The following is a 20,194-nucleotide window of genomic DNA, read 5'->3' on the forward strand; positions in this document are numbered from 1 at the left end:
TTTACACCAGTGGGAACCGCGCAACCGGGCCGCGCCGTCGCGGGGCAGTCATCGATCGATCCTAGGCTCTCCGCCAGTGACTTGGGGAAGTTCGTCAAACGAAGGAGTCATGACGTGAGAAGGACAGGAATTGCAGCCACCGCGATTGGTCTCGCCGGCGCACTGGCAGCCTCGCAGGCCCAGGCCCAATCGGCCAGCAGCAGCGACCAGGAGATCGCACTCCTGAAGCAGCAGTTGAAGATGCTGGAGCAGAAACTCGACAAGCTCCAGAGCCAGACCGCCGCGAATACCGCGGCCACGGCGAAGGCCAGGCTTGAGGCGAAGGCGGAGGCGAAAGCCGAAGCGCGTTCCGAGGCGAAGGCCGTGGTCGCCAACGCCAACGCGGCGATCCCGCTCAAGGGACCGGCGCCCGCCTCCGGCGTCGTCGTGACGATGCCGAATAACCGGCCGACCATCTGCACCGCCGATGGGGCAAACTGCGTCGGGATCACAGGCCGCGTGCATTGGGATGTCGGCGGCTATGACTATCGGCCCAACACGGCGGCGACCGTGCCGCAAAAGCTCGACAGCGGCGAGAACGTCCGCCGCGCGCGCATCGGTCTCGCCGGCAAGTTCTTCAACGACTGGAATTTCGCGCTGATCTACGACTTCGGCGGCTCCTCCGACGGGTTTGGCGGCGCAGCTCCGGGTTCGCTGCCCGGCGGCGGCGTCTCCGGCATCGAGAACGCCTATCTCAGCTATACCGGCCTGAAACCGTTCGGCGGCAAGATGGCCATCGAAGGCGGCATCATGGACCTGCCCTACACTCTCGATGAGGCCACGAGCTCCAACGACATCATGTTCATGGAGCGCGCTTCGGCCGGCGTCGTCGCCACCAGCATCGCCGCGGGCGACTTCCGTTCGGCGATCGGCACGCGCTGGTACAACGACCAGCTCTGGATCGGCGGCTATGTCACGGGACCCTCGACCGGCGCGATCCATTCGGCGTCGAGCGCAGCACCGAACGGTGCCTCCGAGCAGTATGGCGCCGTCGCCCGCGTTGCCGGCCAGGTCGTCAGCGGCAAGGATTACTCGCTGCATCTTGGCGGAAACGCCGAATGGCTGATCCAGCCGTCGCGCAACATGGTGACGGGTGCGCAGGCGGTCACGCTCAGCGAGCGTTCGGAACTGCGCATCGATCCCACGGCGCTGGCTACGACCGGCGCAATCGCCAATGCCTCCGGCGCGCAGGTCTACAGCGTCGAAGCGGCCGCCACCTATGGGCCGTTGATCCTGCAAGGCGAGTATTTCTGGTACAACATCGATCGCAGCGCCAATACCGGCCTGCCGCCGCTGGGTGCGCCGAGCCGCAAGTTCCAGGGCGGCTACGCGCAGGCCGGCTACGTGCTGACGGGCGAGGGTCGGAGCTACAATGCGGCGAATGCGGCCTATGGCGGCGTCAAGCCAGCGCACCCGTTCTCGCTCGAGGGCGGCGGCTGGGGCGCATGGGAAATCGCAGGACGCTTCTCCACGATCGACCTCAACGATCAGCTCGGGACCGCCACCGGCATCGCGGGCGGCCGGCAGACCGTCTACACGGCAGCGCTGAACTGGTACGTCAACGGCAACGTCCGTTTCATGCTGGACTATTTGCATGGCACGGTGTCGAGGCAGGCCTCGCCGATTTCGACCGCCGATGTCGGCTCGAAGTTCGATGCGGTCGCGATGCGGACGCAGTTCGCGTTCTAATTCTCGCTTGTCGTCCCGGGGGCGCGAAAACGCGAACCCGGGACCCAGCATCTGCAATGCTATCCGAGGAGACAAGCCATGAAGGCCGTCGGCTACAAGAAGTCGCTTCCGATCGAGGATCAGGACGCGCTGTTCGATTTCGAAACCGCAAAGCCCGAGCCCGGCGGGCGCGACATCCGCGTCGCCGTGAAGGCGATCTCGGCCAATCCGGTCGATTACAAAGTGCGCAAGCGCGCCGCCCCGCCCGAGGGCGAGACGAAGATTCTGGGCTATGACGCGGCCGGCGTCGTCGACGCCGTTGGGCCCGACGTCACGCTGTTCAAGCCAGGCGACGAGGTGTTCTATGCCGGTTCGATCCTGCGCCAGGGTACCAATTCCGAATTCCATCTGGTCGACGAGCGCATCGTCGGCAACAAGCCGAAGAGCCTGTCGTTCGCGCAAGCCGCCGCCCTTCCCCTCACCTCCATCACCGCCTGGGAGCTGTTGTTCGACCGGCTTGGTGCAGTGCCCGGCAAGAGTGTCGATCCGCGTACGCTCTTGATCACCGGCGGCGCCGGCGGTGTCGGCTCGATCCTGATCCAGCTCGCCCGCCGCCTCACCGGGCTGACGGTGCTCGCGACCGCGACGCGGCCGGAGTCGCAAAAATGGTGCCTCGATCTCGGCGCGCATGCGGTGATCGACCACGGCCAACCGATGAAGGAGCAGATCGAGAAGCTCAAGCTGCCGCCCGTCGCGCTGGTGGCGAGCCTCACCTTCACCGACCAGCACTACAAGAGCATCGTCGAGTTTATGGCGCCGCAGGGCAAGTTCGGCCTGATCGACGATCCCCCGGAATTCACCATGAGCACGTTCAAGGGAAAGGCGATCTCGGTGCACTGGGAATCGATGTTCACGCGCTCCTCGTTCCAGACCGCCGACATGATCGCGCAGCATCATCTGCTCAACGATGTCGCCGACCTCATCGACAAGGGCGTGCTGCGCACCACGCTCGACCAGACCTTTGGCACGATCAACGCGGCCAATCTCAAGCGGGCCCACGCGCTGCTCGAGAGCGGCAAGTCGCGCGGCAAGATCGTGCTGGAGGGGTGGTAGGTCTTAGCTCGAAGCGGGCGCCGCATTCGTCTCAGGCGGACGCGTCGCCCGCTTGATAAAGCCCTTGGCGAGCGCGTGGTAGATCCCTTCTTCGCAGATCAGCCGTGAGGTGGCGTGTGCAATCAGGGCGGCGGCCATCAACGGCACCACCATGGCGTGGTTGTCGGTCATCTCGGTCACGATGACGAAAGCGGTGATCGGCGCCTGCACCACACCGGCAAAATAGGAGACCATGCCGAGCAACATGATCGCACCGAGCGGAGCGTCGTGGAAGAAGGACGCGATGTTGCTGCCGAGGCCGGCTCCAACGGCGAGTGACGGCGAAAAAATTCCGCCGGGTATGCCACTGATTGCCGCGAAGGTGGTGGCGAGAAGCTTGAGGATGCCGAAGTCCTGCGGCAGCGGTGCGCCGTGCTCCAGGGCCGTCTTTACCTGCTGGTAGCCCGTGCCATAGATCGTATCGCCGGAGACGAGGCCGCAGATCGCGACCGCCAATCCGCACGCGAGCGCAAACCACAACGGATGGCGCTTGACCGTACGCCCGAGCGGATGGGCGAAGCCGCGCGCCATCACGATGACGATACGGCTGAAGATGCCGCCAGCCAAACCGCCGACCACGCCGCACACCGGCACCGCCAGCCAGTCGGTGCCGCGGGCAAGAGACGTCGCACTGCTGCCGAAATAGGCGTAATTGCCCATCAGCGCGAGCGAGGTCAGGCCGGCCGCGATCACCGCCGCAATGATGAGGCTGCTGGTACGCGTCTCGAAAGCCCGGCTCATCTCCTCGATACCGAAGACGATCCCCGCCAGGGGCGTGTTGAAGGCGGCCGCGACGCCGGCGGCCGCGCCGGCCAGGATCAATCCGGGCTGGCGGCGTGGCGAGACGCGTCCAAGCGCAAACATGATGGAAGCGCCGACTTGAACGCTCGGTCCTTCCCGGCCGACGGAGCCACCGCACAGCAGACCGAACAAGGTGAGGATCACCTTTCCGAGCGCGATTCGGATCGAGACCAGGCTCTCGCGCGCCGTCTGGTCGGTCAGATGCCGTGCGGCGATCGCCTGAGGAATGCCGCTGCCCTGTGCGTTCGGGAACAGCCGGGTGGTCAGAAAGGCCGAGAGCATGAAGCCGAGAGGTGTCACTGCGAGCACGGCGTAGCGCGACTTGGCCAGCAGCAGCGTAAAGGCGTACTGGGCGAGATCAGCGAGTTGGGCCAGCGCCACCGCCGCGGCGCCTACCCCGATCCCACCAAGCACGAAGATTGCTCGCCGCTGCCATCGCGCGGATGTCAGCCTGAACAGGCGTTTATGGCGGGTCGACAGGGGCCAAAGCATGAGCCGGAGTTTTAGCCTGTCAGGTCCCGAATTGAAGGGGGGTATCGAGCAGACCAGCTAGACTGGAACCACGCCCTCGACGAACATCAACCGCCGCTCCAGCGCCGTCTGCCGCAGCTTCAGCGCCTCCGCATATTCCGGGGACGCGTACCATTCGCGCGCGCATTCCATTGAGGGAAACTCCACGATGATGATGGTCTTGGGCGGCGGGCCGCCCTCCACCACTTCAGCGGCACCGCCGCGCGCGATGTAGCGGCCGCCATATCGCGCGATGGTTGCTGCGGCCAGCGCGCGATAGGCCTCCATCGCGGCCTGATCGCGCGCCTCGACCTCCGAGATCACATAGGCCGGCATGAGCGGTCCTTTGTCTTGAGCATGATCTTTTCGGAAAACCGCGTCACACTTTTCCGGATCATGCTCAGGCAATCGTATTGACGATGCCGCCTTCCGCGCGCAGCGCCGCACCGTTGGTCGCGGATGCTTCCTTGGAAGCCGCATAAACCACCATGTTAGCGATCTCGTCGACGCTTGCGAAGCGCTGGAGCAGCGAGCTTGGGCGATGCTGCTTGACGAAATTGGCCGCAGCCTCATCGACCGACTGGCCGTTCTGCTTGGCGAGATCCTTCACGAACATCTCGACGCCCTCCGACATCGTCGGGCCCGGCAGCACGGAATTGACGGTGACGCCGGTGCCGCGGGTGAGCTGCGCCAGGCCGCGTGCGACCGAGAGCTGGGCCGTCTTGCTCATTCCATAGTGAATCATCTCGACGGGAATGTTGAGTCCGGACTCCGAAGAGATGAAGACGATTCGGCCCCAGTTGCGCTTGAGCATGCCCTTCATGTACGCGCGAGAGAGACGCACGCCGCTCATGACGTTGACCTCGAAGAAGCGGCTCCAGTCCTCGTCCGGAATGTCGAAAAAGTCTTTCGGCTCGAAGATGCCGGCATTGTTGATGAGGATGTCGACATCTGGCAGCGCCGCGGCCAGCGCCATGCAGCCCGCAGCGGTCGACACATCGGCGGCGATGCCGCGGACCTTGGCCCCCGCCCCTTCCAGCCTGCGTACGGCCGCATCGACCTTGTCCTGGCCGCGTCCGTTGATCACGACGCTCGCACCCGAGCCGGCAAGGCCTTTTGCAATAGCGTGGCCGATTCCGGCGGTCGAGCCGGTCACGAGGGCGGTCTTTCCGGAAAGGTCGATGTTCATGCGTGATCTCCGTTGATGCTGGCGGAGATATTGGGCGCTACCGGCACGATAACAATCGCCACTCACTGACGCGTGAGGAGCGGGACGCAACCAACGAGGACGGCCAATAAAAAAGCGGCGCCCGAAGGCGCCGCTTTCTGAAAACTCTCTGCCGGTCGGCTTACGCCGCCTCGGCTTCCTTTTCCTGCACCGGGCCGGAGTCCTGACCCTTGGCATCGACGTCGCGATCGACGAACTCGATCACGGCCATCGGCGCATTGTCGCCGTAGCGGAAGCCCGCCTTGATGATGCGGGTGTAGCCACCCTGGCGATCCTTGTAGCGGGGCGCCAATACGTCGAACAGCTTCCTGACCTGATCCTTGTCGCGCATCTCGGAGATGGCCTGGCGACGCATGGACAGGCCGCCCTTCTTGCCGAGGGTGATCAGCTTCTCGACGATCGGACGCAATTCCTTCGCCTTCGGAAGCGTGGTGATGATCTGCTCGTGCTTGATCAGCGCGGCGCACATGTTGGCGAACATCGCGCGGCGATGCTCGGCGGTGCGGTTGAGCTTGCGATGAACCTTGCCGTGACGCATTTTTTGATTCCTTGAATTCAGTCGTCGCGACGGTTCGTCGGACCAGTTGCTCAGGTGGGCTGCCTGCGTTCGCCCGCTAAGGCGCGATGAATTCGCGCCTCAGCCTGTTGTCATTCGGATCAGTAGTGATCCTCGAAGCGCTTGGCGAGCTCGTCGATGTTCTCCGGCGGCCAGCCCGGCACTTCCATGCCGAGGTGCAGACCCATCTGGGCCAGCACTTCCTTGATCTCATTGAGCGACTTGCGGCCGAAGTTCGGAGTGCGGAGCATTTCCGCTTCGCTCTTCTGCACGAGGTCGCCGATGTAGACGATGTTGTCGTTCTTCAAGCAGTTGGCCGAACGCACGGAGAGCTCGAGCTCGTCCACCTTCTTGAGGAAGGCCGGGTTGAAGGCGAGGTCCGGGATGATCTCCTGGGCGACTTCCTTGCGCGGCTCTTCGAAGTTGACGAACACATTGAGCTGATCCTGCAGGATGCGCGCAGCGTAGGCCACGGAATCATCCGGCGTCAGCGCGCCGTTGGTCTCGATCGTCATGGTCAGCTTGTCGTAGTCGAGGATCTGGCCCTCGCGGGTGTTCTCGACCTTGTAGGAGACCTTGCGGACCGGCGAGTACAGGCTGTCAACCGGGATCAGACCGATCGGCGCGTCCTCGGGGCGGTTGCGCTCGGCGGGCACGTAGCCTTTGCCGGTTGCGACCGTGAACTCCATGCGGATCTCGGCACCCTCGTCGAGCGTGCAGATCTGCAGGTCGGGATTGAGCACGACGACATCGCCCACGGTCTGGATGTCGCCGGCGGTGACGACGCCCGGGCCGGACTTCTTGACGACCATGCGCTTGGGGCCTTCGCCCTGCATCTTGATCGAGATGTCCTTGATGTTGAGCACGATGTCGGTGACGTCCTCACGGACGCCCGCGATCGAGGAGAACTCGTGCAGCACGCCGTCGATGTGCACCGACTGCACCGCCGCGCCCTGGAGCGAGGACAGCAGGATGCGGCGCAGCGCGTTGCCGAGGGTCTGGCCGAAGCCGCGCTCGAGCGGCTCGGCGACGATGGTCGCGAAACGGGTCGGATCGCTGCCGGGCTGTACCTGCAGCTTGTTCGGCCGAATCAGTTCTTGCCAATTTTTCTGGATCGTCACTGTTTCACCCATACAGGCCAGTCAGACTGCTGTCGCAGGCACTGGCGTTGGAGAAAGGCCGCAGATCATTTCCACGGCTTTGCAAAAAGTCATCGCGGGCGCCAATGCGCCCGCAATCTGGTATCAAACGCGCCGACGCTTGCGGGGACGGCAACCGTTGTGCGGGATCGTGGTCACGTCGCGGATCGAGGTGACGGTGAAGCCCGCGGCCTGAAGCGCGCGGAGCGCCGATTCGCGGCCCGAACCGGGACCGGCGACTTCGACTTCCAGCGTGCGCATGCCGTGCTCCTGCGCCTTCTTCGACACGTCCTCGGCGGCAACCTGTGCGGCATAGGGGGTCGACTTGCGGGAGCCCTTGAAGCCCATCGTGCCGGCGGAGGACCATGCAATCGTGTTGCCCTGCGCGTCGGTGATGGTGATGGTCGTGTTGTTGAACGACGAGTTCACATGCGCGACGCCGGAGGCGATGTTCTTGCGCTCACGACGACGAACGCGGGTGGCTTCCTTGCCCATAGACTACCTTTCCTGAAGATCTCAACGCCGCCGTAATGCCAGCGGCTACACCTGTGGAACGAAAGGCGCGTGGCGAACGGGTCATCCCCGGGTCGCCACACGCCGTGATTGGATGCGAAAACTTACTTCTTCTTGCCGGCGATGGCCTTGGCCGGACCCTTGCGCGTGCGCGCATTGGTGTGGGTACGCTGGCCACGTACCGGCAGGCCGCGACGATGGCGCAGGCCGCGGTAGCAGCCGAGGTCCATCAGACGCTTGATGTTGATGCCGACCTCACGACGCAAATCGCCCTCGACGAGATAGTCGCGGTCGATCACTTCGCGGATCTGAAGCACTTCGGCGTCGCTGAGCTGATTGACCCGACGATCGTCTGGGATCTTGACCTTCTCCATGATCTCACCGGCGATCTTCTGGCCGATGCCATGGATGTACTGGAGCGCGATCAGCACGCGCTTGTTGGTCGGGATGTTCACGCCGGCAATACGGGCCACGGCCTTCTCTCCTGTCGCCGATCCCTCGTCAGGAATCGCGCTTTAAGTGCTTGGTTTCTCGGGCAGGTGTTCACAAACGCGAACACGACGCCCACCCCTGGTCTTCCTGGGGCCCGGCATCGTTTGAAACTATCCGACTTGGATGCGGGGCTTATTAGGGGATTCAGGGGGCTTTCGTCAACCGCTGCTAGCGCTTAGCTCGCTTTTTCGTGACCTTTTTTGCGGCCTTTTTGGCACCTTTTTTGACAGCCTTCTTGGCGGTCTTTTTGGCTGCCTTCTTCTTCCCCGCCTTCTTGACGACTTTCTTGACGATTCTCTTGCCTGCCTTCGTAGCCTTCTTGGCCGCCTTATTGGATTTGGCAGCCTTTTTGGCAGCTTTCGCGGGCCTTTTGACCGATTTTTTTGCCGTCTTGGCCTTTTTAGCCGGGGCCGCCTTGGTCGCGCTCCGGGCGCGGGACTTGCCATGAGTCTTGGGCTCGACCGCCCCGAGCGCCAGGAGCTGGCGATGGATGGCGCGGGTGACCTCGTCGATGGCCATCATGCCGTCGATAGTCGAGAGCTTCCGCCGCTCGGAATAGTAGTGAATCAGCGGTTCCGTCTGGTTGCGGTAGCTGGCTAACCGCTTGGTCAGGACCTCCGGGGTGTCGTCGAGCCGGACCTCCTCCCCGCGCTCGCGCATCTGGGCGACGCGGGTCTCGACACGGTTCAGGAGCGCACTCTCGTTGACGCGGAGCTCGATCACGGCGTCGAGCTTGAGGTGCTTGTGCTTGAGCAGCTCATCCAGCGCCTCGGCCTGCGGCACGGTCCGCGGGAAACCGTCGAGGATGAAACCGTTTTTGGCATCCGGCTGATCGATCCGATCGGAGATGATTCCCACCACGACATCGTCCGGCACGAGACCGCCGCTGGCCATGATCTCCTTGGCCTTGAGACCGACCGGCGTTCCGGCCGCCACCGCTGCACGCAACATCTCGCCGGTCGAGAGCTGGACGATGCCATAGCGCTGCACCAGTAGCTGCGCCTGGGTGCCCTTGCCCGATCCCGGTGGCCCCAGAAGTATAATTCTCATCGGCGTACGCCCCCCGATTGGTGCGCGATACGTCGAGCACCTGTGCTTTGAAGTCCAGTTACAGTGCAAATCATAATCAGCGCCGCACCGCTACCCATATCATAGGGGAGCAAATGGCCGGACGCCAAGAAGCCTTTGAGATCAGTGCTTGGAGATCAGTGCTTGCACGACAGTAAGAGCGGCTCTGCCGAGGCGACCGAATGCCGGCTCGCCGTCCGCGCGCGTTGCACGCGCGGCGAATCGGCAGCGCAATTGCGCCGCCCGAGAGGACGCCGCGCTTAACGGCGGCGGCCGCGCAGCTTCGACTTCCGGATCAGACCTTCGTACTGATGCGCCAGGAGATAACCCTGCACCTGCGCCACCGTGTCCATGGTGACGCTGACGACGATCAGCAGCGAAGTACCGCCAAAGTAGAACGGTACCGACGCGTAGGAGATCAGGATTTCCGGGATCAAGCAGACGATCGCCAGATAGACCGCGCCGAGCACGGTGATGCGCGACAGCACGTAGTCGATATATTCCGCGGTACGCTCGCCCGGACGGATACCCGGAATGAAGCCGCCGTGCTTCTTCAGATTGTCCGCAGTCTCGGTCGGATTGAACACGATCGCGGTGTAGAAGAAGGCGAAGAACACGATCAGCGCCAGATACATGATCAGGAACAGCGGACGGCCGTGGCCGAGCTGGGTGTTGATCCACTGGAACCATTCCGGCCCGCTGCCCGCGTTGAAGTTCGCAACCGTGGTCGGCAGCAGCAGCAACGAAGACGCGAAGATCGGCGGGATCACGCCCGAGGTGTTGAGCTTGAGCGGCAGATGCGAGGACTGCCCCTCGAACATCTTGTTGCCGACCTGGCGCTTCGGATACTGGATCAAGAGCCGGCGCTGGGCGCGCTCCACGAACACGATGAAGGCGATCACGGCCACCGCCATAATGATGACGACCAGAATCAGGCCGGTCGACATCGCACCCTGACGGCCGAGCTCGAGCATGTTGGCGAGCGCCGCAGGCAACTCGGCGACGATGCCGGAGAGAATGATCAGGGAAATGCCGTTGCCGATGCCGCGCGAGGTGATCTGCTCGCCCAGCCACATCAGGAACATGGTGCCGCCGGTCAGCGTGATCGCCGTAGACAGGCGGAAGAACATGCCGGGGTCGCTGACGACGTTGCCGGCGCCTTCGAGGCCCACCGCGATGCCGTAGGACTGGAACGCGGCCAGGATCACCGTGAGATAACGGGTGTACTGGTTCAGCAGCTTGCGGCCGGACTCGCCTTCCTTCTTCAGCGCCTCGAGCTGCGGCGAGACGGTGGTCAGGAGCTGGATGATGATGGAGGCCGAGATGTACGGCATAATGTTCAGCGCAAAGATCGCCATGCGGTGAATGCCGCCGCCGGCGAACATGTTGAACATGCCGAGGATGCCGCCCGCCTGGGAGCGGAACACCTGCTCCCAGATGTTGGGATCGATGCCGGGCAGCGGGATGTAGGTCCCGAGCCGATAAACGAGCAGCGCACCCAAGGTGAACCAGATGCGCTTCTTCAGTTCGTCGGCCTTGGCAAACGCACCGAAATTGAGATTGGCTGCCAGTTGTTCCGCTGCAGAGGCCATCTTGGACTTTCTCCCGCCGCTTATTGCGCCGTTATGCCCGCGGCCGGGCTACATTATACCGGACACCGGACATTATCTGGGGCTACGGCTTCGATAAGTCCATCGTCCCGCATGCGTAAAGGCCCGCGAGCCGCGGGCCGATGACGCAGTTGTTACGCCGCCTCGCCTTCTTCCTTGGCAGGCGCGAGGATCTTCACCGAGCCGCCGGCCTTCTCGACTGCCGCGATCGCGGTCTTCGAGGCGCCGTGCACTTCGATGTTGAGCTTGGCCTTGAACTCGCCGCGGCCGAGCAGCCGCAGGCCGCCCTTGGCGCGGCGCAGCACGCCGGCCTTGACCAGGGATTCGACGTTCACGACGCTGCCGGCGTCGATCTTCTTGGCATCCACCGCGTCCTGGAGCCGGTCGAGATTGATCTCGGCGAACTCGATGCGGAAGATGTTGTTGAAGCCGCGCTTGGGCAGACGGCGATGCAAGGGCATCTGGCCGCCTTCGAAACCCTTGATGCGCACGCCCGAACGCGCGGTCTGGCCCTTGCCACCGCGGCCGGCCTGCTTGCCCTTGCCCGAACCAATGCCGCGGCCGACGCGCATACGCTTCTTGCGCGAGCCGGCATTGTCGGCGATATCGCTGAGCTTCATCGCCCTGCTCCTTGTTTCTTGCGCATGACCTTCACCGAAAACGGGTCCCGCTTCGGGATCGTGCGCCTTTGCTTACTTCTCGTCGACGATGCGAACGAGATGGTGAACTTTCAAGATCATGCCGCGGACCGCCGGGGTGTCCGGCAGTTCGCTGGTGCGGCCTATCTTGTTGAGCTTGAGCCCGATCAGCGTCGAGCGCTGCGAGTGATGGCGGCGGATCGCGCTACCGGTCTGCTCGATCTTGATCGTCTTTGCGGTCGTAACGGCACTCTTGGCCATGGGCGTCTACTCCGAAAAGCTTCCGTTATTCGGCAACCGCCTCGGCGTCGCCACCGATACGGCGGGACTGGAGGGTGGACACCTTGATGTTGCGGCGGGCAGCGACCGAGCGCGGCGAATCCTGATGCTTCAGCGCATCGAAGGTCGCGCGAACCATGTTGTACGGGTTCGACGAGCCGATCGACTTCGCAACCACGTCCTGTACGCCGAGCGTCTCGAACACGGCGCGCATCGGACCGCCGGCGATGATGCCGGTACCGGCCGGAGCTGCGCGCAGATAAACACGGCCCGCGCCATGACGGCCGGCGATGTCGTGATGCAGCGTGCGGCCCTCGCGCAACGACACGCGGGTCAGGTTGCGCTTGGCGGATTCGGTTGCCTTGCGGATCGCCTCGGGCACTTCGCGCGCCTTGCCGTGACCGAAGCCGGCGCGGCCCTTCTGGTCGCCGATCACGACCAGCGCTGCGAAACCGAAGCGCTTGCCGCCCTTGACGACCTTGGCGACGCGATTGATGTGGACGAGCTTGTCGACGAACTCGCTGTCGCGCTCTTCCCTGCGTTCACGTCCGCCGCCGCGTTGATCGCGTCCACCACGTTGTTCGCGTTCTGCCATGGTTTTTCCAGTCCTTCAGAGGCTTACGCCTCAATCCTCAAATTCTGTTAGAAGCTCAGCCCGCTCTCACGCGCCGCGTCGGCAAGAGCCTTGACGCGCCCGTGATAGAGATAGCTGCCGCGATCGAACACGACTTCCTTGACACCCTTCTCGGCGGCGCGCTCGGCCAGCAGCTTGCCGACCGCCTTCGCCGCATCGATGTCGGCGCCGGTCTTGCCGCCATCGCGCATCGACTTCTCGAGCGACGAGGCAGAGGCCAGCGTCTCGCCCTTCAGGTCGTCGATGACCTGGGCGTAGATGTGCTTGGACGAGCGGAACACCGACAGGCGCGGACGGCCGCCACCCGAGCGGCGCAGCTTCAGACGTACACTGCGCTTGCGCCGGGCATTCGTAACCTTGGCTTTCGACATGACCGGCTCCGTTACTTCTTCTTGCCTTCCTTGCGGAAGATGAATTCGCCAACATACTTCACGCCCTTGCCCTTGTAGGGCTCCGGCGGACGATAGGAGCGAATCTCGGCGGCGACCTGGCCGACGCGCTGGATGTCGCTGCCGGTCACCGTGATCTCGGTCGGCTTCGGCACGGTGATCGTGATCCCTTCCGGGATCGCGTAGACCACATCGTGGCTGTAGCCGAGTGCGAGCTGCAGGTTCTTGCCCTGCAGCGCGGCGCGGTAACCGACGCCGGTGATTTCGAGCTTCTTCTCGAAACCCTTGGTGACGCCTTCGACCAGATTCGCGACCTGGGCGCGAGCGGTCCCGTACAGGGCCCGCGCGCGGTTGGTCTCGACCCGCGGGTTCACCTTGACCTGGCCGTTGTCGAGCTTCACCTCGACGTCGCTATGGACGACGAACTGAAGCTGGCCCTTCGGCCCCTTCATCTTGACGGTCTGCCCGTCGACGGTCGCGGTCACACCCGACGGCACCGCTACCGGCCTTTTGCCAACACGTGACATGGATCAAAAATCCTTCTCAGAACACCGTGAAGAGAACTTCGCCGCCCACGTTCGCTTCACGCGCACTGTGGTCAGCCATGATTCCCTTCGGCGTCGACAACACCGAAATGCCGAGTCCGTTATTGACCCGCGGCAGGTTCTTCACCGAGGCGTAAACGCGACGCCCGGGCTTGGAGACACGCTCGATCTCGCGGATAACGGGCTCGCCGTCGAAATACTTCAGCTCGATCTCGATCTCGCTGCGGCCCGAGGAGTGCTCGAGCGTGGCGTAACCGCGGATGTAGCCTTCGCTCTTCAGCACCTCGAGCACGTTCTCGCGCATCTTCGAGCCAGGCGTGGAGACCTTGTTCTTGGAGCGCATCTGCGCGTTGCGGATGCGGGTGATGAGATCGCTGATTGGATCGTGCGTAGACATCTAAACGACCCTCCTTACCAGCTGGACTTCACGAGGCCCGGGACCATGCCCTTGGAGCCAAGGTCCCGCATTGCGATGCGGGACAGTTTGGTCAAGCGATAGTTCGAGCGCGAACGGCCCGACAGCTCGCAACGCAGACGGATGCGGGTCGCCGACGAGTTGCGCGGCATTTCCGCCAACTTCAGGGTCGCGGCGAACCGCTCCTCCATCGGCAACGTCTTGTCGGCGATGATCGCCTTCAACCGCTCGCGCTTCGGGGCGGCGTTCTTCGTCATCCGCTTGCGCCGGTTGTTCTTCTCGATTGAACTCTTCTTTGCCATGCTTGGCTCCTGGGTATCCGCGTTTGAGAGGCTTTAGGTCAGCGTCTCACTGCCGGAACGGGAAATTGAAAGCGGTCAACAAGGCCCTCGCCTCGTCGTCGGTCTTGGCCGTGGTGCAGACGGTGATGTCCATGCCGCGGGATTCCGTGACCTTGTCGAAGTCGATCTCGGGGAAAATGATGTGTTCCTTGAGGCCGAGCGAGTAGTTGCCGCGGCCGTCGAAGCTCTTCGGGTTCAAGCCGCGGAAGTCGCGGACGCGCGGCAGCGCGACCGTCACAAGGCGATCGATGAACTCGTACATGCGGGCCTTGCGCAGCGTGACCTTGCAGCCGATCGGCTGGTTCTCACGCAACTTGAAGGTCGCGATCGCGACGCGCGAATAGGTCACGATCGCCTTCTGGCCGGCGATCTGGGTCAATTCCGCAGCGGCGTTCTCGGCCTTCTTGCGGTCGTTGACGGAATCGCCAACGCCCATGTTCAGCACGACCTTGTCCAGGCGCGGAACCTGCATGACGTTCTCATAACCGAACTTCTCGGTCATTTCCGTCCGGATCTTCGCGTCGTATTCCGCGCGCAGGCGCGGTGTGTAAGCGGCCTCAGCCATCGATCTCAGCTCCCGAGCTCTTGGCGATGCGGACCTTCTTGCCGTCCGCCAGAATCTTGAATCCGACGCGGGTCGGCTTCCCGTCCTTGCCGACATACGCGATGTTGGACAGTTGGATCGGCGACTCTTTCGAGATGATGCCGCCCTCCTGGGCCTGCGTCTGCTTCTGGTGACGCTTGACCATGTTGATGCCGCGCACCAGCGCCGTACCGGCGTCGGGACGCACTTCGAACACCTCGCCGGTGCGGCCCTTGTCGCGGCCGGTCAGCACGACGACCTTGTCGCCCTTGCGGATCTTCGCAGCCATCACAGCACCTCCGGCGCGAGCGAGATGATCTTCATGTGGTTCTTGGCGCGCAGCTCGCGCGGCACGGGCCCGAAGATACGGGTACCGACCGGCTCGGACTGATTGTTGATCAGAACGGCGGCGTTGCGGTCGAAGCGGATGACCGAACCGTCGGCGCGGCGGATGTCCTTGCGGACGCGCACCACGACGGCCTTCATCACGTCGCCCTTCTTCACCTTGCCACGCGGAATCGCTTCCTTGATCGAGACAACGATGATGTCGCCGATCGTGGCGTAGCGGCGCTTGGAGCCCCCGAGCACCTTGATACACATGACACGGCGTGCGCCAGAATTATCGGCCACGTCGAGGTTGGTCTGCATCTGAATCATTGATGCACCTCGTCCTCTTCTCTTTGCGCCAGCCCAGCCGGCGCTCAACATTTACCTGAAGTCAGTCGGCTAAAGCCAACAGATCAGGCGCTTTTCTTGTGTTCGCCCCGGATCACGACCCAGCGCTTCAACTTCGAAATCGGCTTCGATTCCTCGATCCACACCATATCGCCCGGCTTGAACTCGTTGCTCTCGTCGTGCGCGTGGTAGTTCTTCGAACGGCGGATCGTCTTCTTGTAGATCGGGTGCGTAAAGCGGCGATCGACGCGCACCACGATGGTCTTGGCTTGCTTGTCGCTGACGACCACGCCCTGCAAAGTACGTTTCGGCATCTTCGTAAGCCTCTTACTTCTTCTTCGCGCGCGTCTGCGCGGCGACGGTCTTGATCCGGGCGATGTCACGGCGGGCCTCGCGCAGGCGCGAGGTGTTCTCGAGCTGCCCGGTGGCGCGCTGGAAGCGCAGGTTAAAGCGCTCCTTCTTCAGGTTCAGGATGGCGTCATCCTGCTGATCGGGGCTCAACGCGCGGATGTCTTCGATTTTCATCTGGGCCATGGCCATTACTCCGCAATACGCTCGACGAAGCGCGTCTTGATCGGCAGCTTGGCTGCCGCCAGGGTCAGCGCTTCACGCGCCGTCTGGGTGTTGACGCCGTCGATCTCGAACAGCACCCGGCCCGGCTTGACGCGCGCGACCCACAATTCCGGTGCGCCCTTGCCGGAGCCCATGCGGACTTCGGCAGGCTTCTTCGACACGGGAACGTCGGGAAATATGCGGATCCAGACCCGGCCGGCGCGCTTCATGTGGCGGGTCAGCGCGCGGCGAGCGGCTTCGATCTGGCGCGCGGTGACGCGCTCAGGCTCGGTCGCCTTCAGACCGAATTGGCCGAACGCCAACGTCGCGCCCGAAGACGCAACGCCGTGGATACGGCCCTTATGCGCCTTCCGGAACTTCGTTTTCTTAGGTTGCATCATGGCTTCAAGCCCTCAAATTCTCTGTGCTGGCGTCAGGCCGCAGCGTTGTCACGGCGCTGCCGGCCGCCGCGATCGCCGCCGCCACCAGTCTCACCTTCGGCCATTCTCTTGTCCTGGGCCATCGGATCGTGCTCGAGGATCTCGCCCTTGAAGATCCAGACCTTGACACCGCAGGTGCCGAAGGTCGTGAACGCGGTCGCAACGCCGTAGTCGATGTCTGCGCGCAGCGTGTGCAGCGGCACGCGACCTTCGCGGTACCACTCCATGCGCGCGATTTCCGCACCGCCCAGACGTCCCGAGCAGTTGATCCGGATGCCTTCCGCGCCGAGACGCATCGCCGACTGGACGGCGCGCTTCATGGCGCGGCGGAACGCCACGCGGCGCTCCAGCTGCTGCGCGATCGACTCGGCCACCAGCGTCGCATCGAGCTCCGGCTTGCGGATCTCGACGATGTTGATGACGACGTCGGACGAGGTGATGTCCGCGACCTTCTTGCGCAGCTTGTCGATGTCGGCGCCCTTCTTGCCGATCACCACGCCCGGACGAGCCGAGTGGATGGTGACGCGGCACTTCTTGTGCGGGCGCTCGATCACGATGCGGGCAACGGCCGCCTGCTTGAGCTCCTTGTGCAGGATCTCACGGATCTTGACGTCCTCATGCAACAGCTTGCCGTATTCCTGCTTGCCGGCGTACCAGCGGGAATCCCAGGTCCGGTTGATGCCGAGACGCAGACCGATCGGATTGATCTTTTGACCCATCGTGTTCTCCTGCGTCCCTTAAGCCGCTGCTGCGGCTTCGACCTGACGAACGATGATCGTCAGCTGTGAAAATGGTTTGTAGACACGGCCCGAACGGCCACGGCCGCGGGCGGCAAAGCGCTTCATCACGAGGCCGTTGCCGACGAAGGCCTGCGCCACGACGAGATCGTCGACGTCGAGGTCGTGGTTGTTCTCGGCGTTGGCAATAGCCGATTCCAGGCACTTCTTCACGTCAACCGCGATCCGCTTGCGCGAAAACTGCAGGTCGGCGAGCGCAGCAGCCGCCTTCCGGCCGCGAATGAGCTGGGCGACCAGGTTGAGCTTCTGCGGGCTCACCCGCAGCATCCGGGCGACCGCCTTGGCCTCGTTCTCGGCGAGGCTCCGTTCGCGCTTAGGTTTGCTCATCGTTTAATCCTCAAGCCTTCTTGGCTTTCTTGTCCCCGGAGTGGCCATGGAAGGTACGGGTCGGCGAGAACTCGCCGAACTTGTGACCGACCATTTCCTCGTTGACGGCCACCGGCACGTGCTTCTGACCGTTGTAGACGCCGAAGGTCAGGCCGACGAATTGCGGCAGGATCGTCGAGCGACGGCTCCAGATCTTGATGACGTCATGACGGCCGGACGAGCGCGCGGCATCTGCCTTCTTGAGCAGAGAACCCTCGACGAACGGGCCTTTCCAGACTGAACGAACCATGTCCGGCGTTCCTTACTTCTTCCGCTTGTGGCGGCTTAGGAGAATGAATTTGTTGGTCGACTTGTTCGAGCGGGTCTTCTTGCCCTTGGTCGGCTTGCCCCACGGAGTAACCGGGTGGCGACCGCCCGAGGTACGACCTTCACCACCGCCGTGCGGATGGTCGATCGGGTTCATCGAAACGCCGCGGTTGTGCGGCTTGCGGCCCAGCCAACGGTTGCGGCCGGCCTTGCCGATCGACGTGTTCATGTGATCCGGGTTCGACACCGCGCCGATCGTGCCGCGGCAACGGCCGTGCACCAGGCGCTGTTCGCCCGAGTTCAGACGGATGATCACGTAGTCCTGGTCGCGACCGACGAGCTGGGCGTAGGTGCCCGCGGAACGGGCGAGCTGGCCGCCCTTCCCGATCTTGACCTCGATGTTGTGGATGATCGTGCCGACCGGCATGTTGCCGAGCGGCATGACGTTGCCCGGCTTCACGTCGACATAATTGCCGGCAACGACGGAATCACCGACGGCCAAACGCTGCGGCGCCAGGATATAGGCCTGGGTGCCGTCTTCGTACTTGACCAACGCGATGAACGCGGTGCGGTTCGGATCGTACTCCAGCCGCTCGACCGTCGCGGGCGCATCGACTTTGTCACGCTTGAAATCGACCGTACGTAGTGTCCGCTTATGACCGCCGCCGCGGAAGCGCACCGTGATGCGACCGGTGTTGTTGCGGCCGCCAGAGGAGTGCTTGCCTTCGGTGAGCGCCTTGACCGGCTTGCCCTTGTAGAGGGCCGAACGATCGACCATGACCAGCTGGCGCTGGCCCGGCGTCGTGGGATTGAATGTCTTCAGTGCCATCGTCGTACGACCTTACAGACCGGTGGTCACGTCGATCCGGTGACCCTCTTCGAGAGTCACGATCGCGCGCTTGGAGTTCGACTGCGAGCCGAGATTGCCGCGGAAGATCTTGGTCTTACCCTTGCGGACCAGCGTGTTGACGCTCTTGACCTTGACGTCGAACAACTTCTCGATCGCTTCCTTGATCTGCGGCTTGGTCGCCTTCGCGGCCACCTTGAACAGCACCTTGTTGTGCTCCGAGGCGATTGTGGCCTTTTCGGTCACGACCGGCGACAGGATCACGTCGTAATGGCGAGGCTCGATGTTCTTCGTCATTTGAAGCGCGCCTCCAGCGCATCGATGGCGGCCTTGGTCAGAACAAGCTTCCGACGGCGCAGGATGTCATAGACGTTGATGCCCTGGATCGGCAGCACGTCCATGTTCGGGATGTTGCGGGCCGCAGCGGCGAAGCCGTTGTTGAGCTCCGCGCCGTCGATGATCAGCGCGTTGGTCAAACCCAGACCGGAGAAATGACCGAGCAGCGCTTTGGTCTTGGCAGCTTCCAGCGCGGCCTTGTCGATCACGATGAGATCGCCGTCCTTGGCCTTGGCCGAGAGCGCATGCTTGAGGGCGAGCGCACGGACCTTCTTCGGCAGGTCGGTGGCGTGCGAACGCACCACCGGACCGAAGGCACGGCCACCGCCGCGGAACTGCGGCACGCGAGCCGAGCCGTGACGAGCACCACCGGTGCCCTTCTGCTTGTACATCTTCTTGCCGGTGCGCCAGATCTCGGCGCGGCCCTTGGCCTTGTGCGTACCGGCCTGGCGCTTGTTGAGCTGCCACTGCACGCAACGTGCAATGATGTCCTGGCGCGGCTCGAGGCCGAAAATGGTGTCGGAAAGCTGGACCGAGCCGGCTTCCTTACCTTCGAGGGTCGTGACCTTCAATTCCATCTCACGCCTCCTGCGCAGCCGGAGCAGCGTCCGCTTCGCCAGCAACCTTGAACTTGCCGGGCTTCGGAGCTTCCTTCGGCAGCGGCTTCTTGACGGCGTCGCGCACGCGGATCCAGCCGCCCTTGGAGCCGGGAACGGCGCCTTCGACGAGGATCAGACCGCGCTCGACATCGAGCTGGACGACCCGAAGGTTGAGCGTGGTGATGCGGTCGACGCCCATGTGACCGGGCATCTTCTTGTTCTTCCAGGTCTTGCCCGGGTCCTGACGGCCACCGGTCGAACCGATCGAACGGTGCGAGACCGAGACGCCGTGAGTGGCGCGCAGACCGCCGAAGTTCCAGCGCTTCATACCGCCGGCAAAACCCTTGCCGACGGAAGTGCCGGTGACGTCGACGAACTGACCGACGACAAAGTGGTCGGCCAGGATCTCGGCACCGACGGGGATCATCTGATCCGCGGAGACGCGGAATTCCTCGACCTGCCGCTTCGGCTCGACCTTGGCGACCGCGAACTGGCCGCGCTCCGCCTTGGGCATGTACACGGTCTTGCGGCTGCCAGAACCAAGCTGGAGCGCGACATAACCGTTTTTCTCTTCGGTGCGGTGGCCTACGACCTGGCAATTGCCGAGCTTCAGCACGGTCACGGGGATATGTTCGCCGGCCTCTGTAAAGACCCGCGTCATCCCGACCTTTTGTGCGATCACTCCGGAGCGCATCGGCGTGCTTCCTGTTCTTTC

At 63.4% G+C, this 20,194-nt stretch carries 31 protein-coding genes; 2 read left to right on the plus strand and 29 right to left on the minus strand.

Translation table 11 applies throughout. The features are described from left to right. The first annotated feature begins 114 nt into the window (after positions 1-114). Complete coding sequence (locus BRA471DRAFT_RS22985; RefSeq protein ID WP_007611587.1) at positions 115-1,728, plus strand: OprO/OprP family phosphate-selective porin; 1,614 nt, start codon at positions 115-117, stop codon at positions 1,726-1,728. Between the two features lie 78 nt (positions 1,729-1,806). Continuing rightward, the gene (locus BRA471DRAFT_RS22990; protein ID WP_007611588.1) at positions 1,807-2,820 is read left to right on the plus strand and encodes a zinc-binding alcohol dehydrogenase family protein; all 1,014 of its coding nucleotides are present in this window, start codon (positions 1,807-1,809) and stop codon (positions 2,818-2,820) included. A 3-nt stretch (positions 2,821-2,823) separates the two neighbouring features. Here BRA471DRAFT_RS22990 and BRA471DRAFT_RS22995 read toward each other — a convergent pair whose 3' ends face one another. The 29 genes from BRA471DRAFT_RS22995 to rplC form a co-directional block, all read right to left on the minus strand. Further along, complete coding sequence (locus BRA471DRAFT_RS22995) at positions 2,824-4,152, minus strand: chloride channel protein (protein ID WP_007611589.1); 1,329 nt, start codon at positions 4,150-4,152, stop codon at positions 2,824-2,826. A gap of 57 nt (positions 4,153-4,209) precedes the next feature. Then, positions 4,210-4,506: a DUF1330 domain-containing protein gene (locus BRA471DRAFT_RS23000; RefSeq protein ID WP_007611590.1), complete on the minus strand. Its 297-nt coding sequence runs from the start codon at positions 4,504-4,506 to the stop codon at positions 4,210-4,212. Between the two features lie 64 nt (positions 4,507-4,570). Further along, a complete protein-coding gene (locus BRA471DRAFT_RS23005; protein WP_007611591.1) occupies positions 4,571-5,359 on the minus strand; it encodes an SDR family NAD(P)-dependent oxidoreductase in 789 nt (262 codons plus the stop codon). Positions 5,360-5,519: 160 nt separating this feature from the next. Further along, on the minus strand, positions 5,520-5,936 hold the full coding sequence (rplQ, locus tag BRA471DRAFT_RS23010) for a 50S ribosomal protein L17 (RefSeq protein ID WP_007611592.1): 417 nt from the start codon (positions 5,934-5,936) through the stop codon (positions 5,520-5,522). A gap of 119 nt (positions 5,937-6,055) precedes the next feature. After that, positions 6,056-7,087 carry a DNA-directed RNA polymerase subunit alpha gene (locus BRA471DRAFT_RS23015; RefSeq protein WP_007603046.1) on the minus strand — a complete coding sequence of 344 codons (1,032 nt, stop codon included), beginning with the start codon at positions 7,085-7,087 and terminating at the stop codon, positions 6,056-6,058. A 111-nt stretch (positions 7,088-7,198) separates the two neighbouring features. Continuing rightward, on the minus strand, positions 7,199-7,588 hold the full coding sequence (gene rpsK, locus BRA471DRAFT_RS23020) for a 30S ribosomal protein S11 (protein ID WP_007603045.1): 390 nt from the start codon (positions 7,586-7,588) through the stop codon (positions 7,199-7,201). A gap of 122 nt (positions 7,589-7,710) precedes the next feature. Beyond that, on the minus strand, positions 7,711-8,079 hold the full coding sequence (rpsM, locus tag BRA471DRAFT_RS23025; protein WP_007611599.1) for a 30S ribosomal protein S13: 369 nt from the start codon (positions 8,077-8,079) through the stop codon (positions 7,711-7,713). Positions 8,080-8,266: 187 nt separating this feature from the next. Further along, positions 8,267-9,148 (minus strand): adenylate kinase, encoded by an 882-nt coding sequence (locus BRA471DRAFT_RS23030; protein ID WP_007611600.1) that lies wholly within the window; start codon positions 9,146-9,148, stop codon positions 8,267-8,269. 278 nt (positions 9,149-9,426) lie between these two features. After that, positions 9,427-10,758, minus strand: a complete 1,332-nt coding sequence (gene secY, locus BRA471DRAFT_RS23035) for a preprotein translocase subunit SecY (RefSeq protein ID WP_007611601.1) — start codon at positions 10,756-10,758, stop codon at positions 9,427-9,429. A gap of 152 nt (positions 10,759-10,910) precedes the next feature. Next, on the minus strand, positions 10,911-11,396 hold the full coding sequence (rplO, locus tag BRA471DRAFT_RS23040; protein ID WP_007611602.1) for a 50S ribosomal protein L15: 486 nt from the start codon (positions 11,394-11,396) through the stop codon (positions 10,911-10,913). 72 nt (positions 11,397-11,468) lie between these two features. Continuing rightward, positions 11,469-11,675 (minus strand): 50S ribosomal protein L30, encoded by a 207-nt coding sequence (gene rpmD, locus BRA471DRAFT_RS23045; protein WP_007603038.1) that lies wholly within the window; start codon positions 11,673-11,675, stop codon positions 11,469-11,471. A gap of 25 nt (positions 11,676-11,700) precedes the next feature. Then, positions 11,701-12,288, minus strand: coding sequence for a 30S ribosomal protein S5 (gene rpsE, locus BRA471DRAFT_RS23050; protein WP_007603037.1), 588 nt, complete (start codon positions 12,286-12,288; stop codon positions 11,701-11,703). 47 nt (positions 12,289-12,335) lie between these two features. Continuing rightward, positions 12,336-12,698, minus strand: coding sequence for a 50S ribosomal protein L18 (gene rplR, locus BRA471DRAFT_RS23055; protein ID WP_007603036.1), 363 nt, complete (start codon positions 12,696-12,698; stop codon positions 12,336-12,338). Positions 12,699-12,709: 11 nt separating this feature from the next. Further along, on the minus strand, positions 12,710-13,243 hold the full coding sequence (gene rplF, locus BRA471DRAFT_RS23060; protein WP_007611603.1) for a 50S ribosomal protein L6: 534 nt from the start codon (positions 13,241-13,243) through the stop codon (positions 12,710-12,712). A 16-nt stretch (positions 13,244-13,259) separates the two neighbouring features. Further along, positions 13,260-13,658: a 30S ribosomal protein S8 gene (gene rpsH / locus BRA471DRAFT_RS23065; RefSeq protein ID WP_007603034.1), complete on the minus strand. Its 399-nt coding sequence runs from the start codon at positions 13,656-13,658 to the stop codon at positions 13,260-13,262. Between the two features lie 14 nt (positions 13,659-13,672). Continuing rightward, entirely contained in the window at positions 13,673-13,978 is a 306-nt protein-coding gene (rpsN, locus tag BRA471DRAFT_RS23070; RefSeq protein ID WP_007611604.1) for a 30S ribosomal protein S14, read from the minus strand. Between the two features lie 46 nt (positions 13,979-14,024). Further along, positions 14,025-14,582 carry a 50S ribosomal protein L5 gene (gene rplE, locus BRA471DRAFT_RS23075; protein ID WP_007611607.1) on the minus strand — a complete coding sequence of 186 codons (558 nt, stop codon included), beginning with the start codon at positions 14,580-14,582 and terminating at the stop codon, positions 14,025-14,027. Further along, a complete protein-coding gene (rplX, locus tag BRA471DRAFT_RS23080; protein ID WP_007603031.1) occupies positions 14,575-14,889 on the minus strand; it encodes a 50S ribosomal protein L24 in 315 nt (104 codons plus the stop codon). The genes rplE and rplX overlap by 8 nt, the downstream gene beginning before the upstream one ends. Then, complete coding sequence (rplN, locus tag BRA471DRAFT_RS23085; protein ID WP_007603030.1) at positions 14,889-15,257, minus strand: 50S ribosomal protein L14; 369 nt, start codon at positions 15,255-15,257, stop codon at positions 14,889-14,891. Before rplN ends, rplX begins: the two co-directional genes overlap by 1 nt. A gap of 83 nt (positions 15,258-15,340) precedes the next feature. After that, a complete protein-coding gene (rpsQ, locus tag BRA471DRAFT_RS23090) occupies positions 15,341-15,589 on the minus strand; it encodes a 30S ribosomal protein S17 (protein ID WP_007603028.1) in 249 nt (82 codons plus the stop codon). A 13-nt stretch (positions 15,590-15,602) separates the two neighbouring features. Next, positions 15,603-15,809, minus strand: coding sequence for a 50S ribosomal protein L29 (gene rpmC / locus BRA471DRAFT_RS23095; protein WP_007603026.1), 207 nt, complete (start codon positions 15,807-15,809; stop codon positions 15,603-15,605). A gap of 5 nt (positions 15,810-15,814) precedes the next feature. Continuing rightward, positions 15,815-16,228 carry a 50S ribosomal protein L16 gene (rplP, locus tag BRA471DRAFT_RS23100; protein WP_007603024.1) on the minus strand — a complete coding sequence of 138 codons (414 nt, stop codon included), beginning with the start codon at positions 16,226-16,228 and terminating at the stop codon, positions 15,815-15,817. 32 nt (positions 16,229-16,260) lie between these two features. Further along, entirely contained in the window at positions 16,261-16,986 is a 726-nt protein-coding gene (gene rpsC, locus BRA471DRAFT_RS23105; protein ID WP_007611608.1) for a 30S ribosomal protein S3, read from the minus strand. Between the two features lie 18 nt (positions 16,987-17,004). Further along, a complete protein-coding gene (rplV, locus tag BRA471DRAFT_RS23110; RefSeq protein ID WP_007603022.1) occupies positions 17,005-17,391 on the minus strand; it encodes a 50S ribosomal protein L22 in 387 nt (128 codons plus the stop codon). Positions 17,392-17,401: 10 nt separating this feature from the next. Continuing rightward, a complete protein-coding gene (rpsS, locus tag BRA471DRAFT_RS23115) occupies positions 17,402-17,680 on the minus strand; it encodes a 30S ribosomal protein S19 (RefSeq protein ID WP_007603021.1) in 279 nt (92 codons plus the stop codon). 12 nt (positions 17,681-17,692) lie between these two features. Next, the gene (rplB, locus tag BRA471DRAFT_RS23120; RefSeq protein ID WP_007611609.1) at positions 17,693-18,526 is read right to left on the minus strand and encodes a 50S ribosomal protein L2; all 834 of its coding nucleotides are present in this window, start codon (positions 18,524-18,526) and stop codon (positions 17,693-17,695) included. 12 nt (positions 18,527-18,538) lie between these two features. Beyond that, positions 18,539-18,841, minus strand: a complete 303-nt coding sequence (locus BRA471DRAFT_RS23125) for a 50S ribosomal protein L23 (RefSeq protein ID WP_007603019.1) — start codon at positions 18,839-18,841, stop codon at positions 18,539-18,541. After that, on the minus strand, positions 18,838-19,458 hold the full coding sequence (rplD, locus tag BRA471DRAFT_RS23130) for a 50S ribosomal protein L4 (protein ID WP_007603018.1): 621 nt from the start codon (positions 19,456-19,458) through the stop codon (positions 18,838-18,840). The genes BRA471DRAFT_RS23125 and rplD overlap by 4 nt, the downstream gene beginning before the upstream one ends. A 1-nt stretch (position 19,459) precedes the next feature. Continuing rightward, on the minus strand, positions 19,460-20,173 hold the full coding sequence (rplC, locus tag BRA471DRAFT_RS23135) for a 50S ribosomal protein L3 (protein WP_007603016.1): 714 nt from the start codon (positions 20,171-20,173) through the stop codon (positions 19,460-19,462). Positions 20,174-20,194: the final 21 nt, after the last annotated feature.

Origin of the sequence: Bradyrhizobium sp. WSM471 (assembly GCF_000244915.1) — a bacterium.
Lineage (GTDB): Bacteria > Pseudomonadota > Alphaproteobacteria > Rhizobiales > Xanthobacteraceae > Bradyrhizobium.